The organism is Sphingobacterium sp. UBA5996 (genome assembly GCF_002429765.1).
Taxonomy (GTDB): domain Bacteria; phylum Bacteroidota; class Bacteroidia; order Sphingobacteriales; family Sphingobacteriaceae; genus Sphingobacterium.
In genome coordinates this window covers 128,685-145,389 of record NZ_DJAS01000021.1, presented here as the reverse complement: position 1 = coordinate 145,389, position 16,705 = coordinate 128,685, and the positions used below count along the sequence as shown (strand labels likewise).

19 protein-coding genes are annotated in these 16,705 nt (G+C 38.8%); 14 read left to right on the top strand and 5 right to left on the bottom strand.

Annotated features, from left to right (window positions below; translation table 11 throughout):
- Nucleotides 1-5 precede the first annotated feature (5 nt).
- Entirely contained in the window at nt 6-737 is a 732-nt protein-coding gene (locus B3E00_RS15565) for an FKBP-type peptidyl-prolyl cis-trans isomerase (RefSeq protein WP_293939227.1), read from the top strand.
- Nucleotides 724-1,629, top strand: coding sequence for an aldo/keto reductase (locus B3E00_RS15560; RefSeq protein WP_293939225.1), 906 nt, complete (start codon nt 724-726; stop codon nt 1,627-1,629). The genes B3E00_RS15565 and B3E00_RS15560 overlap by 14 nt, the downstream gene beginning before the upstream one ends.
- 3 nt (nt 1,630-1,632) lie before the next feature.
- Here B3E00_RS15560 and kdsB read toward each other — a convergent pair whose 3' ends face one another.
- The 4 genes from kdsB to mazG form a co-directional block, all read right to left on the bottom strand.
- Nucleotides 1,633-2,379 carry a 3-deoxy-manno-octulosonate cytidylyltransferase gene (gene kdsB / locus B3E00_RS15555; protein WP_293939224.1) on the bottom strand — a complete coding sequence of 249 codons (747 nt, stop codon included), beginning with the start codon at nt 2,377-2,379 and terminating at the stop codon, nt 1,633-1,635.
- A gap of 85 nt (nt 2,380-2,464) precedes the next feature.
- On the bottom strand, nt 2,465-3,082 hold the full coding sequence (locus B3E00_RS15550) for a deoxynucleoside kinase (RefSeq protein WP_293939222.1): 618 nt from the start codon (nt 3,080-3,082) through the stop codon (nt 2,465-2,467).
- 11 nt (nt 3,083-3,093) lie between these two features.
- Nucleotides 3,094-4,092, bottom strand: coding sequence for a tryptophan--tRNA ligase (gene trpS / locus B3E00_RS15545; RefSeq protein ID WP_293939220.1), 999 nt, complete (start codon nt 4,090-4,092; stop codon nt 3,094-3,096).
- A gap of 62 nt (nt 4,093-4,154) precedes the next feature.
- Entirely contained in the window at nt 4,155-4,970 is an 816-nt protein-coding gene (gene mazG / locus B3E00_RS15540; protein ID WP_209575497.1) for a nucleoside triphosphate pyrophosphohydrolase, read from the bottom strand.
- A 136-nt stretch (nt 4,971-5,106) separates the two neighbouring features.
- Between mazG and B3E00_RS15535 the strand changes: the two genes are divergently transcribed.
- The 12 genes from B3E00_RS15535 to B3E00_RS15480 all read left to right on the top strand — a co-directional run bounded on the left by B3E00_RS15535 (nt 5,107) and on the right by B3E00_RS15480 (nt 15,402).
- Nucleotides 5,107-5,406 (top strand): hypothetical protein, encoded by a 300-nt coding sequence (locus B3E00_RS15535; protein ID WP_293939217.1) that lies wholly within the window; start codon nt 5,107-5,109, stop codon nt 5,404-5,406.
- 310 nt (nt 5,407-5,716) lie between these two features.
- Entirely contained in the window at nt 5,717-6,238 is a 522-nt protein-coding gene (locus tag B3E00_RS15530; RefSeq protein ID WP_293939215.1) for a hypothetical protein, read from the top strand.
- A gap of 99 nt (nt 6,239-6,337) precedes the next feature.
- On the top strand, nt 6,338-7,087 hold the full coding sequence (locus B3E00_RS15525; RefSeq protein WP_293939214.1) for an SDR family NAD(P)-dependent oxidoreductase: 750 nt from the start codon (nt 6,338-6,340) through the stop codon (nt 7,085-7,087).
- 269 nt (nt 7,088-7,356) lie between these two features.
- A complete protein-coding gene (locus B3E00_RS15520) occupies nt 7,357-7,989 on the top strand; it encodes a hypothetical protein (protein WP_293939212.1) in 633 nt (210 codons plus the stop codon).
- Nucleotides 7,990-8,191: 202 nt separating this feature from the next.
- Entirely contained in the window at nt 8,192-9,835 is a 1,644-nt protein-coding gene (locus tag B3E00_RS15515) for a carboxylesterase/lipase family protein (RefSeq protein WP_293939210.1), read from the top strand.
- A gap of 196 nt (nt 9,836-10,031) precedes the next feature.
- A complete protein-coding gene (locus tag B3E00_RS15510) occupies nt 10,032-11,165 on the top strand; it encodes an NAD(P)/FAD-dependent oxidoreductase (protein WP_293939209.1) in 1,134 nt (377 codons plus the stop codon).
- Nucleotides 11,156-11,869 carry a methyltransferase domain-containing protein gene (locus B3E00_RS15505; protein ID WP_293939208.1) on the top strand — a complete coding sequence of 238 codons (714 nt, stop codon included), beginning with the start codon at nt 11,156-11,158 and terminating at the stop codon, nt 11,867-11,869. The genes B3E00_RS15510 and B3E00_RS15505 overlap by 10 nt, the downstream gene beginning before the upstream one ends.
- Complete coding sequence (locus tag B3E00_RS15500) at nt 11,866-12,918, top strand: type III polyketide synthase (RefSeq protein WP_293939206.1); 1,053 nt, start codon at nt 11,866-11,868, stop codon at nt 12,916-12,918. Before B3E00_RS15505 ends, B3E00_RS15500 begins: the two co-directional genes overlap by 4 nt.
- Nucleotides 12,919-12,928: 10 nt before the next feature.
- Complete coding sequence (locus tag B3E00_RS15495) at nt 12,929-13,372, top strand: 3-hydroxyacyl-ACP dehydratase FabZ family protein (RefSeq protein ID WP_209575478.1); 444 nt, start codon at nt 12,929-12,931, stop codon at nt 13,370-13,372.
- Complete coding sequence (locus B3E00_RS15490; protein WP_293939204.1) at nt 13,369-14,640, top strand: beta-ketoacyl-[acyl-carrier-protein] synthase family protein; 1,272 nt, start codon at nt 13,369-13,371, stop codon at nt 14,638-14,640. Before B3E00_RS15495 ends, B3E00_RS15490 begins: the two co-directional genes overlap by 4 nt.
- Before the next feature lie 4 nt (nt 14,641-14,644).
- Nucleotides 14,645-14,899, top strand: a complete 255-nt coding sequence (locus tag B3E00_RS15485) for an acyl carrier protein (RefSeq protein ID WP_209575473.1) — start codon at nt 14,645-14,647, stop codon at nt 14,897-14,899.
- A complete protein-coding gene (locus B3E00_RS15480) occupies nt 14,896-15,402 on the top strand; it encodes a 4'-phosphopantetheinyl transferase family protein (protein WP_293939202.1) in 507 nt (168 codons plus the stop codon). Before B3E00_RS15485 ends, B3E00_RS15480 begins: the two co-directional genes overlap by 4 nt.
- 187 nt (nt 15,403-15,589) lie before the next feature.
- Here B3E00_RS15480 and B3E00_RS15475 read toward each other — a convergent pair whose 3' ends face one another.
- A complete protein-coding gene (locus B3E00_RS15475; RefSeq protein ID WP_293939201.1) occupies nt 15,590-16,648 on the bottom strand; it encodes an alpha/beta hydrolase in 1,059 nt (352 codons plus the stop codon).
- Between the last annotated feature and the right edge of the window lie 57 nt (nt 16,649-16,705).

The window sequence follows — 16,705 nt, the reverse complement described above, 5'->3', positions numbered from 1 at the left end:
CAAACATGAAGTATATTGCATTAGCTTTATTATCCTTGACAACTGTCACAGGATTTGCCCAACAAAAAAAGAAAAACACGACAGTAAAGAAGAAGGTCGTAAACAGTAAATCGAGCGTAACAAATCAATTGAGAACAAAGGCAGATTCTGTGTCGTATGCATTTGGTGCTGATATCGGAAATTCACTAAAGTCTATTGAAATCGATTATTTGAAGTCAGATGTTATTGCAAAAGCAATTGCTGACGTATTGAAAGGTAACACGTCGCTATTAGAGGAAGGTCAAGGAAGAGCTGTCATTCAGCAGGCTATTATGGACGTCCGTGCTAAAAAGGAGGCTGCCAGTCGGGCTGAAGAAGATAAATTCTTTGCGGAAAATGCAAAGGTTACCGGGATGAAATCGACAGCAGAGGGTATTCAATATCTTATTTTGACTGAGACTGATGGTGTAAAGCCTAAAAGTGACGATGAAGTCACAGTTCATTATAAAGGAACGCTATTGAGTGGGAAGCAATTTGATAGCTCATATGATCGTAAGGAGCCTTTGAAACTATCTTTGGGTCAAGTGATTAAGGGATGGCAGATTGGTATTCCATTAATGTCTAAGGGGTCGAAATATAAATTTTTTATTCCAAGCAGATTAGCTTATGGTGAACGCGCAACGGGTGAAATTCCCGCCAACAGCACGTTGGTGTTTGAGGTAGAATTGATTGATATCAGTGCAGATGGAACAACATAAATTAGGTCATACAAATTTAATGGTGTCAGAAATCGGTTTAGGCTGCATGTCTCTAAAGAGTAATCAGTCCAAACAATCCAAAGACATTATTCATAAAGCTTATGAAGAAGGAATCACTTTTTTTGATACGGCTGATCTCTACGACAAAGGTTTAAATGAGATGATTTTGGGAGAGAGTGTGCAAAGTTTTCGGAAGCATATTGTCTTAGCATCAAAAGTTGGTAATCTTTGGCGTGCCGATGGCTCTGGCTGGGACTGGAAGGCCTCAAAAGATTATATTATGAAAGCTATAGAAGGGTCGTTGTCACGGTTGAAAACGGATTATATCGACCTCTATCAGTTACATGGTGGTACCTTGGAGGATCCGATTGAGGAGATTGTTGAAGCCTTTGAGCTGTTGAAAAGCGAAGGTAAAATTCGAGCGTATGGACTTTCATCCATCCGTCCGAACGTTATTAAGACATTTTTGTCAAAATCTGATATCGCTTCCGTGATGATGCAATACAGTTTATTGGATCGAAGACCCGAAGAGGAAATTAGTGGCTTGCTGGAGAGGATGGGGGTAAGTATTGTTGTACGGGGCGCTTTAGCAAAAGGTGTTCTTATTAATAAACCCATAGCACCTTTTCTTCAGTATAGCTCGGGTGAGGTGGCACATATATTCAGAAATTTGGTAAATCTTTCCAAACGTATCGGAAAAGATAATATGATCGTTGCACTTTCATATGTGTTATCTAATTCCGCAGTTTCTACTGCGGTAGTCGGAGTGAGTACCAAATTACAGTTGGACGAATTGATCAGGGCAAAAGAGAAAATGATACATTTAAGTGACCTGGATAAACAGTTTTTATTGGAAGGTGTCCGGTCGTTGTATTATACCGAACACCGGTAGTTTTTAATCTTTATTAAAAAATAGTTTTAATATTTTCGAAAGGTCTTCTTTAGTGTCTATGGCTACAGTCTCATGTTCTGTAATTGCCGTTTGAATAGCGTAGCCGTTTTCAAGCCAGCGTAGTTGTTCCAATGCTTCTGCTTCTTCCAACATTGAAATTGGCAATTTCGTCAGCTCTTTTAATGTCTCTATCTGATAGGCATATATTCCGATATGTTTGTAAAATGTTTGGTTCTGTAGCCAGTTTTCTTTTTCCATACCTCTTAAAAATGGAATGGTTTGTCTACTGAAGTAGATGGCTTCTCCCTTGATGTTTCGAACAACTTTGGGTATATTCACGTTGAATAGTTCGTCCTCCTGTGTGATTTCTTTTACTAAAGTTGCAATCTTTGTGTGTGGATTCTTAAAACAATCTGCCAGGAGATCAATTTGTATTGGATTGATAAAGGGCTCGTCACCTTGTATATTGATGGCAATATCATAGCCATTTACTTGGGCAATGACCTCTGCGCAACGATCTGTTCCAGATTGGTGATGCCCTGCGGTCATAACGATATTACCACCAAAAGATGATACAGTCTGCGCAATCCGCTGATCGTCGGTTGCAACAACCACATCGTTTAATTTTGTTGATTTTTTGACCTGCTCGTACACGCGTTGAATCATCGTCTTACCTTCGATGTCGATCAGGGGTTTTCCAGGGAATCTGCTTGATGCATATCGAGCAGGGATAATACCTAAAAATTTCATTTGTTATTTTTTACAGTAGATGGGATTATTGCTGTTCATCAAAAAGCCTGCAAAATCATGGAATTTTACAGGCCTCTGGAGTTAGCTATTCGAACAGTCCAAATAATTCAGCTTTGATCTTTTGGATGATACCGCCAAGATCTTCTGGATTTTTTGTAAAATCTAAATTGTCCTTGTCTAGAACCATTACTTTACCTTCTTTGTAATTATTGATCCATTTATCGTATTTATCATTCAATTTGGATAAATAATCAAGACGAATCGCTGATTCATAATCGCGCCCTCTTTTTTGTATATTGTTAACCAAAGTTGGTACAGAAGCTTTAAGGTAAATCAATAGATCCGGAGGTTTGATGTAGTGAATAATGCTTTGAAAGATATTGCTATAATTTTCGAAATCGCGTGCGCTCATCAAACCCATGTCGTACAAATTTTCGGCAAAAATGTAAGCATCTTCATAAATGGTACGATCCTGTATCATATCAATACCCGTTTCTTGTAATTTTACAATATGCCTAAAGCGGCTGTTGAGGAAGAAAATCTGAAGATTGAACGCCCAGCGTTTCATATCTGAATAAAAGTCTTCGAGATAGGGATTGTTATCTACCGCCTCAAACTGAGGTTCAAACTTAAAGTGACTGGCTAATAATTCTGTTAAAGTTGTTTTTCCAGCTCCTATGTTACCTACGATAGCTATGTGCATATTATTCTAGCTTAATAAAATCTTTTAATACCAATAATCTCACGGACTTCTTTTAATGTCTTGCGCGCAGACTCACTTGCTTTTTCAGCGCCCATTTTTGCCACTTTAGCAATGTAGGCATCGTCCTTTGATATCTCCTCAATACGGGAGCGTACATCGCTGGTTGCAAGTACCATATCTTCTGCCAGTTGCTTTTTAAAGTCACCGTAACGAATTTCGCATTTGTTATAGAGTTCATCAAAATGCTGTAGCGTATCTGCGGTAGATACGACCTTCATCAAATCAAAGAGATTTTGGATAGATTCCGATTTGGGTTGGTTCATTTCAGTCGGACCCGAATCAGACACCGCGCGCATTACTTTTTTACGGATAACCGTTTCGCTATCCGATAAATAAATACAATCGGCCTCCCCATTTGATTTGCCCATTTTTCCTTGCCCTGCGAGTCCAGGTACTTTAACCAACTTGTCGGAGTAAGAGAAAGCAAAGGCTTCTTTGAAATAGTCTACGCTGTATAGACGGTTGAATCGATTGCCAAAAGTTCGTGTCATCTCCAGATGTTGTTCCTGATCTTTTCCTACGGGCACCTTTGTGCCATGGTGGATCAATATATCACAGGCCATCAGGACCGGGTAGGTCAATAAGCCTGCATTCACATTGTCTGGATTGCTTCTCACTTTATCTTTAAACGCAGTGGCACGTTCAAGCTCACCTAGATAAGCATTCATATTCATGTATAAATAGAGCTCCGCAACTTCTGGAACATCTGATTGGACGTAAATTGTCGATTTTTCAGGGTCTATTCCTGCTGCTAAATATTCAACAATAACTTGACGAACCGTACCCTGTAGTCCATGTGGAGTGGGATGGGTCGTCAGTGAATGTAAATCTGCAATAAAAAAAAAGCAATTATATTCGTTTTGCATCTTCACAAAGTTGCTCAATGCGCCGTAGTAATTTCCTAAATGTAATTTTCCGGTACTTCTGATACCGCTGACAACTGTTTCCATATTCCTGCGAATTTACGCATAAATTTCACAAAGTCGAATTAAATTCCGTTGTTGATTTCTTTTTAAATTTGCTTTATTTTTTTAGCTTCATTCCAATAAACATCCATTTCTTCTAAAGTCATTTCGTGGAGTTGCCGATTGTTTTCAAGAGCTTTTTGTTCTAAATACGTAAAACGTTCGATGAATTTTTTGTTGGTACGTTCAAGTGCATTTTCAGGGTTTATACCAATATGGCGTGCGTAATTTATCAGGGAGAATAAGAGGTCACCAAATTCGCTTTCTGCTTTTTCGCGATCTATTGGACTTGCCGTTTCAATATTAAACTCCGCTTTAAATTCAGCAAGCTCTTCTTCAACTTTTTCCCATACTTGTTCTTTATCTTCCCAGTCAAAGCCCACCCCGCGAACCTTATCTTGAATACGATAGGCCTTTACCAAAGCAGGCAACCCCTTTGGCACGCCAGCAAGTACAGATTGACTGCCTTCTTTGAGCTTAATTGTTTCCCAATTGGATTTAACTTGATCTTCTGTATCAGCTTCGGTGTCGCTGTAGATGTGGGGATGACGGATAATCAATTTATCACAGATTGCATTAAGTACATCTACGATATTGAACTGCGCTTCTTCTTCTGCGATTCGTGCGTAAAAAACTAAATGCATCAGCACATCACCAAGTTCCTTTTTGATCTCAGGATAATCGTGTTCCAAAATAGCGTCAGTCAATTCATACATTTCTTCTATTGTCAAATGCCGAAGAGTTTCCATCGTTTGTTTTTTATCCCAAGGGCATTCCGTGCGTAATGTATATAACACGTCGAGTAATCGTTGAAATGCTAATTGAGGGGTATGCTGATAAGCCGGTGCTGAAAGATTTGCCATATATCATCGTGTTTTCTAGCACAAAAATAGAAATATGATTTCGAATAAACTATTTCAAATTGCGGAAAACAAAACTCTTTTGTCAGTCGTTTTATAATAAAAATTAACGTTTAGATCGAATTTAGAACACTCAACTATGGAAAGAATGCACGGTTACTCGTCTGCCAGCGTTGCTTTGGAAAAATTAAGCAACATGGGCTATACAATTGACTATAATATTGAATTTGATGATCTATTGGCTCATGCAGATCAGTATAAAATTGACTATTTATTTCGTTATGAGGGTGCATCTGATCCTGATGATGAATCATCTGTGTATGGCATTAGCAACGAAGCGGGGCAGAAGGGCGTTTTTGTTGCTGGCAATCTGTCTTTAATAGAGGGCAAAAAGCGTGATATTCTACTCCAATTGGAACTGCAGGAGCGAGAGCGGTAATCTTATCAGAAAATAGGAGCTTTAAAACAGTTTTTTAGTTAGCAAAATTTCTCTTGTAAAGTTGAATTATAATAGGATATTTTGATAGCTATTTACTATTTGATTCTAGTGATAAAGACTAAACCTTTTTAGATTTTATACTATGATATTGTATATCGGCATTTTCGCCATTATCGTCGTGGTCTGCGTATTGATTTCTCTCATAGTGATGAAAAAGCAAAAAGAGACCGCTAGAAAGTATTAAGGTGAATCTGGAATTCACCTAGCTGCAGATGTAAGAGATGAATTGCTAAAGGATGAATTTGTAAAGTTGAGAAAACAATTGAACGGCGCTCAGATAGACGCTTTTACGCAATGTGCTTATATAGCGACAGTGGGTGATAAGGTCGCTGCAGCAGCGGCCACAGCGGCGAAAACTGTTGCATGGGCAGCTGTTGGTGTGAAGGCACGTTATAATGAACGGGATAATGTTTCTTATCTAGTGCTAATTAATAACGAATTGCATTACGTATTTTTTGACGACGGGCAGGTGAGAGACCATTTTGTGTTCGATCATCAAACCTTAATTGATGCGCACACCGCCAAGATTAGCAATTCTGAAAAAGTAACGCGTATGGGATCTGTTATTGGTTTAAAACCAAAGAAAATGCATCTTGATATTAATGGAACTGGACTAGATATTATATATTATGGTGTAGTACAGCGGATGCCACATGGCATTATCTCTCCAGGTGCGGGCATGTTTGACACACAAGCAAAATTTCAACTGATGGGGCGGTTGTTTTTAGATAGGTTTTATGAAAAATATCCGAATTTGCAGAGTCAAGATTAGATAAGTGTCATATTATTTAGTTTTATAGAAAATTGACCTACATTTTTGCTTGGTTTCAGGTTACTTTGATTAAATTGTATCGATCAAAATTTATATCATATGAAAGTTTTAGCGGATAAAGTAGCTATAGTAACCGGAGCTGGTTCGGGGATCGGACTCGCTGTTGCATTGGCCTATGGTAAAGAAGGAGCTAAGGTTGTTGTCTCGGATATCAACGAGCAAGCGGGTCAAGAAACCGTAAAACAAATTGAATCGATAGGTGGAGAGGCGGTATTTTTTAAAGCAGACACTTCATCTCCGGCTGATAATGAGTCGTTGGTTAGTTTTGCTGTCGAAAGGTTTGGTAGGCTTGATGTCGCCTGCAATAATGCTGGTATCGGCGGTGAGGCGGCTCTCACTGGGGATTATAGTTTAGATGGATGGAAAAAAGTGATTGATATTAATTTCAACGGCGTGTTTTATGGATGCAAATATCAAATTGAGGCGATGGAAAAGAACGGTGGTGGTGTGATTGTAAATATGGCGTCTATACACGGTACTGTGGCTGCCCCTTTGTCGAGTGCCTACACGGCTGCAAAACACGCAGTAGTGGGGTTGACAAAGAATATTGGCGCTGAATATGGTCAGAAAAACATTCGATGTAATGCCGTGGGACCTGGATATATTGATACACCTTTATTAGCTAAGCTGGATAAAGAACATATCGATACATTGATAAGCAAACACCCTATTGGACGTTTGGGAAAGGCGGAAGAAGTTGCCGAACTTGTTCTGTTTTTAAGTTCGGAGAAATCGTCCTTCATGACTGGTGGATATTATTTAGTCGATGGCGGTTATACTTCGATTTGATAATTTTCTAACAAAAATATATAAAATTATCGTTGCCCTCAAAAGTGAATACTTTCTGGGGGCATTTATTTATGTAGGCCAGCTAAAAATGTTTAAATAGTAAACGCTTTAGTATTCAGACTGATACTTAGTTAATACGCATTTAAATACTAGTGTATAAATCAATAAAAAGTAGAACTTAACGAAGTTAAAGTACGATATACCGAAAGTCGACATGATGATCGATATTAATGAAATAATGCTAGTTTAAAATAGTTAATTTTAATGTTATGAAAGCGAAATTGTCATATTTAACAAAAATGAGTGTGCTAGGGACGAAAAACCTAGTCAAATATTATTTGCTTACTATCGTTTCTACTATGCTTTACATTGTGATCGGCAGTTTTCAATTTATGAACAGCGATAATGCTTTTTTTTCAATTTCCAATCATACGCAGACTATTACAAAATCCCTTTGGTTGATAGGATTAATCTTGCTTCCTTTATTACTCTTTGTTTTTAGTAACAAATATGTCTTTTCAAAAATTGCAAGTCTCGTCGTTTTAGAGAGACGGGACGATCTTATTCTCCCCATAGTGGATAAAGTGTTGCTCATTTTTCAATCCAATCAGCCCGATATTATCCAAAATGCGGCTAATTATTCATTCGCAAAACTTAAATTGATCGATGAATTAAAGCGCAACAAAATCGAGAGCCCTTGGGTGAGACGCATTGTTGTTTTTGGTCTGAGCAAAGTGAAGTTTGATAGCCTGGATTTGGAGAATAATGATAGCTTTTATGAAATCGTAAGGTCTAAGTTTGTGACTGCACTTGAGACGCTGACCGAATCGAACAATAGACCATTTTGGATATCTTTTCTTGCTCAATGGCTTATTTTGTTTTTTGTATTTTTCATCAAATGAATTAGACTGTCCTTATAGAATCCCCTTTTATTAAGCTGAATGAGGACCATCGTCTTTAAGCATGTTGCTAAGATCATTTGATGCTAATTTTTTCTATCCTATTTTTTATCTATTAATAAATAATAGATATTCACCTTGTTATAGATTTTATTTTGTATTTTGACTAACCAACAACACTATGCCGCTTTAAATGGAGGTCATCATGAAAAATATTTTTTTTACTTTTTTTGCTTTATTAACTGCTTCAATTGTTTATGCTCAGATGCCTCGGGTAAAGGTGGAAGAAGGAATATTGGAGGGGGTTGTCCTACCAAGTGGGGTACAATCTTTTCGAGGAATTCCTTTTGCAAAACCGCCATTGGGTGTCCTTAGATGGAAAGAACCTCAGCCCGCTGAACATTGGTCTGGCATTCGAAAGGCCGATCATTTTGGCTATTCTCCCATGCAGAAGCCGATCTATGGGGATATGCGTTTTCGGTCGCCAGGAATAAGCGAAGACTGTCTTTATTTGAATGTCTGGCGCCCGACTTCCATTGGACCTGGTAAGCTTCCAGTTTTAGTCTATTTTTACGGTGGCGGATTCAATGCTGGCGATGGGTCAGAAAGTCGTTATGATGGTGAAAGTTTTGCAAAAGAAGGGCTGATTGTCGTTACCATCAACTATCGTCTTGGTATTTTTGGTTTTTTTGCGCATCCTGAGTTGACGGAAGAGTCGCCGACACACGCGTCTGGAAATTATGGATTGCTCGATCAGCATGCCGCTTTAGTTTGGGTTAGAAAAAATATAGCTGCATTTGGCGGGAATCCCGATGAAATTACCATTGGCGGTGAGTCTGCTGGGAGCATGTCTGTGTCGGCTCAAATGGCGAGTCCGCTGTCAAAAGGACTGTTTAGGCGCGCGATAGGCCAAAGCGGAAGTATTTTTAATCTGAGGTACGGTACGGCCTCTATTGCCGAGCAAGAGCAACAGGGGGTAGCTTTCGCTACCCGTATTAAAGCTGATGGACTTGATAAGCTTAGGGAAATTCCTGCCGCCGAACTACTTGATAAAGCGAGTGAACCAGGGGCTTTTACAGCCCGTTTGATTGTTGATGGCTATTTTCTGCCTAAATCTCCTCTAGCCATTTTTGAGGCTGGGGAGCAGTCAAGAGTTCCGCTACTGGCCGGGTGGACATCTACGGAAGTGCCATATACAGCTTATATGGGTAAATTTTATCCATCTCCCGAGAATTATGAGGAATTGGTAAGAGCTCAATATGGCGTAAATGCCGACGAAGCACTCGAGCTTTATCCCGGAAGGACTGATAAACAGGTTATTAAGTCCGCAACTGCACTAGCAAGTGATAATTTTATCGTTTATAGCACCTGGAAATGGCTTGACCTGCAAAGAAAGAGTAGCGGACAGCCAACCTTCGTTTATATATTTGGTAAGCCGCGTCCACCTATGCGGCCCATCTACAGCGATGTACAATCTGGGCTCGCTGGGGGAATCACCAAAAAATCGAATCAAGAACAGAAGGAGAAGAATCCTCCGCCTATATCGGGAGCATTTCATGCGAGTGATATCGAATATTTATTAGGAAATCTGCAGAGCAATGATGTGTTTGCCTGGTCGGAGGCTGATTACAGGGTGTCAAGACTTGGTCAGCAGTATTTTATTAATTTTATCAAAACGGGGGATCCAAACGGTAAGGGCCTTGCTATTTGGCCAAAAACAACCGCAAAAGATAAGCGTATGAATATTTTGAATCTAAATATCGATACGAAATCATCTACTGAAGAATTTCGGGATAGATATCTCTTTCTGGATAAATTTTTTGTTGATCATGAGCACACATCAAGATAGATTTATAGATCTGTTAATTTTACAGGAACAGATAAATACGTTTTTTTGATGAATAATCAGACTAGGTAAAAAACTATTTATCATCACTAGGTGTTATCATTGAAAATTTTCGTAAAAGACGTTATTGTCCATATAGTGAGGACATAATTTGTAGGAAATTATGACTCTAATTTTCTGCTGGAATAAATTTTGATGTATGAACATAAATCCTGATGTTATTATTATTGGTGGTGGTCTGGCGGGACTCACAAGTGCATTACATCTCTCTAAGAAAGGATTCAAAGTTACTTTAATTGAAAAACACGATTACCCACGTCATAAAGTCTGCGGAGAATATTTGTCGAATGAGGTCTTACCTTATTTGGAATGGCTGGAAGTCGACGTGGAAACTTTATTACCTACACATATTCGAGAGTTTAAGTTCACTACAGCAGATGGAAAGACGAATAAGATTAAATTGCCGCTCGGGGGCATTGGTGTCAGTCGCTATCTGTTGGACGATTTGTTGTATCAACAGACAAAGCGTAATGGTTGTGAGATTATCATTGCGACCGTGACGGGTATATCATTCAATAACGATACATTTGATGTTTCTTGTCAGGATTATACTTTAAATTCGAAAATTGTACTAGGAGCCTTTGGGAAACGCGCTAATATTGATCAGCTTTTATCTCGTGATTTTATGAAGAAAAAATCCCCTTGGATCGCTGTTAAAGCACATTATTACGCGGATTTTCCAAGCGACCTTATTACATTACATCATTTTAAAGGCGGATATTGTGGTATTTCTAAAGTGGAAGATAGCCAGGTAAATATGTGTTATTTGGCCGATTTAGATACCTTTAAACGATACAAAAATATCGAAGATTTTCAAAAGTATGTCTTGTCTAAAAACAGACATCTCAAGTGCTTTTTTGAACATAGTAAACTAATTTTTGATAAACCACTGACCATTAGTCAGTTTTCATTTGATAAGAAATCAGCCGTAGAAGACCATATTCTTATGATTGGTGATACGGCCGGCCTTATTCATCCATTCTGCGGCAATGGGATGGCAATGGCAATACATGGTGCTAAAATAGCTTCCGAGCTCATTATAGATTACTATCATGGACATATACACTCACGTAATCAATTGGAAAAGGCATATGTCAGCCAATGGAATAGGACCTTTAAAAAGCGTTTGTTGTTCGGACGACTTTTATCGCGTATACTACGTCACAAAGTAGGTATCGCAGTATTAATGAAAACGGTCATATTTTTTCCTAAACTCTTAAGCTTGATGATTAAAGAGACCCATGGTAATGCAAGCGAAATAAAATGGCGATAGATTTAACACAGAGAACCTCGGAAAATGAAATCATGGACGATTTTCTACTCGAAGGCGATGAACTTCGTGGCGCACTGGATCAGATCTCCAAAATCAATCGCTTTCTAGGGGGAAACAGTATCACGCTAGATGGTGTAAAAAAAATACTTTCCAATGATAATTCAAACCATCCAATAAGGATTGTCGATATCGGATGTGGTAATGGAGATATGCTTCGTATGCTAAGTGATTATGCTGATAAAAAGGGTATTCAATTTGAATTATTCGGTTTAGATGCAAATCGGTATACCATCAATCATGCTCGGTCCTTATCTAAAAATTATACTAACATAACGTATGTGTGCGCTGATATTTTTGAAGAAGATTTTGAAGACCTTAGTTTTCACATCGTTTTGTGTACGCTAACCATCCACCATTTTAACGATGAAAACATACTGAACCTGATAGCGAGACTGATCAAAATGTCAAAGTTAGGAATTATCATCAATGACCTACATAGGAGTAAAATTGCTTATCGACTTTTTCAAACAATTGCTGTTGTTTTCAGGTTAAACAGAATGACAAGAGAAGATGGACTTATCTCCATACGACGCGGATTTAAAAAGGATGAGCTTGTACAATTCGCAAAGAAATTACATTTAGAAAATTATAACGTCCAATGGAAATGGGCTTTCCGATACCAGTGGATTATTTCCAATATATGAATGTTAAGATAATACATGTTGCAAAACAACTGCCTAATTACTCCTGTGTCACAGCGGAGATACTCCCAATGTTGGATGTTTGGCTGGAAGGACAGGATTCCCGTTTTATTAAGAAGGTTAAGAAGCTGTTCGAAGGCTCGGCAGTGGAAAAGCGATATGCCATTATGAATCCGATCGATGTCTTTACTTCAACATCCTTTGAAGAAAAGAATAACGTATTCTGCCGGCAAGCAACATCTCTCGGCGAAGAGGTACTCCGCAAAGCGCTTGAGGAAGTAGAATGGGATCCACAATCTCTAGACTATATTATTACAGTGAGCTGTACGGGGATTATGATCCCTTCGCTCGATGCTTATCTCGTTAACAAGATGAAACTCCGTCAGGATATTGTGCGTTTACCTGTCACTGAGATGGGATGTGTTGCCGGCGTTTCAGGAATAATCTATGCTAAAAATTTTCTTCAGGCCAACCCGGGTAAACGTGCAGCGGTAATTTCCGTAGAAGCGCCAACAGCGACTTTTCAACTGGAAGATTTTTCGATGTCTAATATCGTCAGTGCCGCAATATTTGGAGATGGTGCGGCTTGCTGCCTGCTTTCCTCGTACGATTCCGACTGTGGGCCTGCAATCCTTGACCAAGAGATGTACCATTTTTATGATGCCGAAGATATTATGGGTTTTAAGCTAACAAACTCCGGTATGAAGATGATACTTGATGTAGAAGTTCCCAATGTGATTGCTTCCCATTTCGGAGCAGTAATACATCCATTTCTTAATAAAAATAATTTGGAAATCGACGCCATTGATTACATGATTTTTCATCCCGGCGGAAAAAAGATCGTGGCGACAATTGAACAGATTTTTGCTGAATTTGATAAAGATATTAACGATACTAAAGCAATATTGTCGGAATATGGCAATATGTCCAGTGCTACTGTATTATATGTGCTTGAACGTATCATGAAACGTAACCCTAAGGCCGGTGAATTAGGATTGATGCTGAGTTTTGGGCCAGGGTTTTCGGCACAGCGCGTTTTATTACAATGGTAACCTAAAAATTATGAACGTAGATTTGAAAGATATACTATCAAAATTGCCTTACAGAGACCCCTTTTTATTTGTCAATGAGTTGATTTATGTTGATGCAGAAGGTATTGTGGGTAACTATACTTTTAATGAAGATCTGGAGTTTTATAGAGGCCATTTTTATGAAAAAGCGATTACTCCGGGTGTTATTTTGATCGAAACAATGGCTCAGATAGGTTTAGCTTGTTTGGGGATTTTTCTGTTAAATAAAGAGTTGACGCATGGCTCGGCAATAGCACTGACGTCGACCGAAATACAATTTTTAAAACCGGTATATCCAAAGGAGAAAGTTACTGTGTTTTCAAAAAAAATATATTTTAGGTTTGGTAAATTAAAATGCGAGGTAATCATGAAAAATGAAGCTGGGCAGGAGGTTTGCAAAGGGATATTGGCAGGCATGATTACGGAAGAGCTATGAAAAGAGTAGTCATTACAGGAATTGGTGTTGTTTCCCCAAATGGAGTGGGAGTACGTGCTTTTACACAGGCTATTAGGGATGGCGTATCGGGAATTAGACATGATGAGAGATTGGAAAAATTGCAGTTTTCTTGCCAGATTGCTGGAATGCCACAGTTGTCGGAAGAGCTAAAAAAGAAATATTTCACCGAACTGGAATTAAGAGGATTTAATAGTACAGGCATATTATACGGTGTGATCGCCGGAATGGAAGCATGGACAAACGCGGGGCTCCCTATTACTTCGAATTCCGTGCCTGATTGGGATAGTGGAACTGTATTTGGTTCAGGGACTTCGGGTATCGATAAATTTCGGGAAAGCATTTATAAAATCGATGATTTGCAAACCCGCAGATTGGGGAGTACGGTTGTAGCCCAGACCATGAACAGTGGGATTAGTGCTTACTTAGGAGGAAAATTGGGTCTCGGTAATCAGGTGACAACGAATTCATCTGCCTGTGCTACGGGAACTGAAGCAATTCTGATGGGTTATGATCGGATTAGATCCGGAAGAGCAAAACGCATGCTCGCAGGGAGTACAGGAGATAGTGGGCCTTACATTTGGGGCGGTTTTGATGCACTGCGTGTCTGTAGTTCACAATATAATGCCCATCCTACGCAAGGTTCCAGACCTATGAGTGCAACAGCCGCCGGATTCGTTCCTGGTAGTGGGGCTGGAGCCTTATTGTTGGAAGATTTGGAAAGTGCGCTAGAGCGAAAAGCAACTATATATGCAGAATTATTGGGTGGCCACGTAAATTCTGGCGGACAACGCGGAACGGGAAGTATGACAGCCCCTAATGCGGATGCTGTGCGGAGATGTATTCAGGAGGCGCTAAAAAATGCAAATATCTCGGGCTTAGACATCGATGCTATAAATGGACATTTAACGGCAACTACCAAAGATGCTTTTGAAATAGAAAACTGGACCATAGCTCTGAATCGCAAGGGGAAAGATTTTCCATGGATAAACTCTCTAAAGGGAATGACTGGGCACTGTCTCAGTGCGGCGGGTAGCATAGAGAGCGTGGCGACGGTTTTGCAGTTATACCATGGATTTTTATTTGGAAACAGTAATTGCTCTAATCTACATCCGGAGATTGCTGCATTGATACATTCAACACGTATCCCTTTAAAGACTCTTGATGTCAAGACTAACATCATTGCCAAGGCAAGTTTTGGATTTGGTGATGTTAATGCTTGTCTAATATTTAAGAAATTTAATAACTAAACTGATGAATAGAGAAGAATTGATCCATGCTTTAAAGCTAATCATATCACCATACACTACAAACCAAGAAGCTTTCGGAAAGCTTAATGAAGCGACCGATTTTATGCGTGATCTGCAAATTAACTCGGCCAATTTGGTTGATATTGTCCTAGATATTGAAGAAAAGTTCGATATATTGATTGAAAATCCTGATATGGAACGTATGCTAAATGTTGGTGCTGCGGTCGATATTATCGAAAGCAAATTGAAAGACAAATGATCGGTAATGATGTGATTGACCTAGTTAAGTCCAGAAATGATAGTAATTGGAGACGTCAGGGATTTGTCTCAAAACTATTTAATACGCATGAAAGGATTTTGATTGAGAACAGCCAGAACCCCGAAATCGAAGTTTGGCTCCTATGGAGCATGAAAGAGGCTGCCTATAAAATATGGAATAGACAAACAGGAATCAGAATGTATATGCCTAAAAGACTCCGATGTTCAGTTATTGAATCGTCTCCTTGTTACGCTGTTGGTGAAGTTGCCTGTGAGGGAAATCGGTATTACACTGAGACTGTTATTTGTTCAGATTTTATACATACCGTAGCGGTTGAGGAATTAATTTATTTGGAACATATTTTAGAAATCACAAGAGATGAAATCTTTAAAGATTCATTTGGAATTCCGGGCATTAGCATAAAAGATCAAAATGTTGTCTTACCAGTGTCCGTAAGTAACCACGGACGTTTTGAACGGATAGTTACGATCAAAAAATTATAAGGCGTATTGAAAAAGACACACTCAGTTGACAACGTTGAATAGGTAAAATATTTCAAATAGAGCATATATTTAATATTGGATTATATTGTTCTAATGCCATTTTTAATTTTCGGGAATTTTGTTTATTCAACCTCTTGATTAATAGTTTCTTTCCGGTGTGTCTACATCTAGACTAAGAACACCTTATTCATTGTACTTGAATGGACTCTTCCCTTAGCATTTGTTTAAACTTGGGATTTCGTATATAGCTACTAAAGGCGTGACTCGACATTCCAGTGAAATCGGTCATAGAAAAAATGACGTAATTTTTCTTAAGGGCATTAAAACTGTCTGCTTTATATCCAAGATCAGTTGGGTTAAGTTTATTAGATAAGAATCCGAAAAACTTTTTCAACATCTTGTCAGTACCGTTTATCGTGATATGTATTTTCTTAACCTGTGGGCTCAGTTCCACAAATTTTTTTGTGTCGCTTAGTGTATCTGTATATTGAAACTCGGAGAGTCCTATTGCCGGCGCGAGCATAATGCATGTAATTCTGTTTTTGTTTTCCAGCAAAGGCTTTGCCCGCTCGATATCAACATTGTGAATATCTTTTGCCTGTGCGGAAAATGAACTGTTGAATTCCGGATTTGAAATTGCACTCATCACTACAGATGCACCCCGACTGTGTGAGATAATGTAAACATCTTTATTAGACATATTATTTAGAATTCTCCTTAAACCAAATTCACCAGCCATTTGGCTGAAAGATGCTGCTGAAAACCAGTTTTTCGCTGATCGAAAAGGCGAGGTCGATCGTAAACCATCCCAATAAAATCGAATGATTTCATCGGTTTTAGGATTTGTAACGATATGATCGGAAATATATTTATATTGTTTTATAACTGATTCTTCATCAGCATTGAAGCCATGGACTAAAATGAATACACGTTTTTTTTGTGCAATACGTTTAGACAAACGCAGCATGTTACCGCGTTCAAAAGCGAGTAATTGTTCGCGGTCACCTCTGTCGGTGGCAATTTTCATAAGCGAATAAGGATCTCGAGCAGCTTTATTGGAAGGAATGCCATAATTCTTCTTCCAATTGTCGGGGTAGAAATTACCATTTTGATCCACAAATGAGTACCATAAGTTAGGATCTACACCGGTATTGGGGGTAGCCGAATCGGGAAGATTATGGATAAGGCCACACGAAGTGAACAAGCTGATAACGATGATAATATAGAAAAAATACCTTTTGTTCATATGATTTATTTTCTACTATTCCTGAATTTAATTTTTAACTAGGATCCAATGGCTACT

Bases quoted from the DNA above. Each gene is read 5' to 3' on its own strand.
- B3E00_RS15565 (WP_293939227.1), top strand. From the start codon at position 6: ATGAAGTATATTGCATTAGCTTTATTATCCTTGACAACTGTCACAGGA.
- B3E00_RS15560 (WP_293939225.1), top strand. From the start codon at position 724: ATGGAACAACATAAATTAGGTCATACAAATTTAATGGTGTCAGAAATC.
- kdsB (WP_293939224.1), bottom strand. From the start codon at position 2,379: ATGAAATTTTTAGGTATTATCCCTGCTCGATATGCATCAAGCAGATTC.
- B3E00_RS15550 (WP_293939222.1), bottom strand. From the start codon at position 3,082: ATGCACATAGCTATCGTAGGTAACATAGGAGCTGGAAAAACAACTTTA.
- trpS (WP_293939220.1), bottom strand. From the start codon at position 4,092: ATGGAAACAGTTGTCAGCGGTATCAGAAGTACCGGAAAATTACATTTA.
- mazG (WP_209575497.1), bottom strand. From the start codon at position 4,970: ATGGCAAATCTTTCAGCACCGGCTTATCAGCATACCCCTCAATTAGCA.
- B3E00_RS15535 (WP_293939217.1), top strand. From the start codon at position 5,107: ATGGAAAGAATGCACGGTTACTCGTCTGCCAGCGTTGCTTTGGAAAAA.
- B3E00_RS15525 (WP_293939214.1), top strand. From the start codon at position 6,338: ATGAAAGTTTTAGCGGATAAAGTAGCTATAGTAACCGGAGCTGGTTCG.
- B3E00_RS15520 (WP_293939212.1), top strand. From the start codon at position 7,357: ATGAAAGCGAAATTGTCATATTTAACAAAAATGAGTGTGCTAGGGACG.
- B3E00_RS15515 (WP_293939210.1), top strand. From the start codon at position 8,192: ATGAAAAATATTTTTTTTACTTTTTTTGCTTTATTAACTGCTTCAATT.
- B3E00_RS15510 (WP_293939209.1), top strand. From the start codon at position 10,032: ATGAACATAAATCCTGATGTTATTATTATTGGTGGTGGTCTGGCGGGA.
- B3E00_RS15505 (WP_293939208.1), top strand. From the start codon at position 11,156: ATGGCGATAGATTTAACACAGAGAACCTCGGAAAATGAAATCATGGAC.
- B3E00_RS15500 (WP_293939206.1), top strand. From the start codon at position 11,866: ATGAATGTTAAGATAATACATGTTGCAAAACAACTGCCTAATTACTCC.
- B3E00_RS15495 (WP_209575478.1), top strand. From the start codon at position 12,929: ATGAACGTAGATTTGAAAGATATACTATCAAAATTGCCTTACAGAGAC.
- B3E00_RS15490 (WP_293939204.1), top strand. From the start codon at position 13,369: ATGAAAAGAGTAGTCATTACAGGAATTGGTGTTGTTTCCCCAAATGGA.
- B3E00_RS15485 (WP_209575473.1), top strand. From the start codon at position 14,645: ATGAATAGAGAAGAATTGATCCATGCTTTAAAGCTAATCATATCACCA.
- B3E00_RS15480 (WP_293939202.1), top strand. From the start codon at position 14,896: ATGATCGGTAATGATGTGATTGACCTAGTTAAGTCCAGAAATGATAGT.
- B3E00_RS15475 (WP_293939201.1), bottom strand. From the start codon at position 16,648: ATGAACAAAAGGTATTTTTTCTATATTATCATCGTTATCAGCTTGTTC.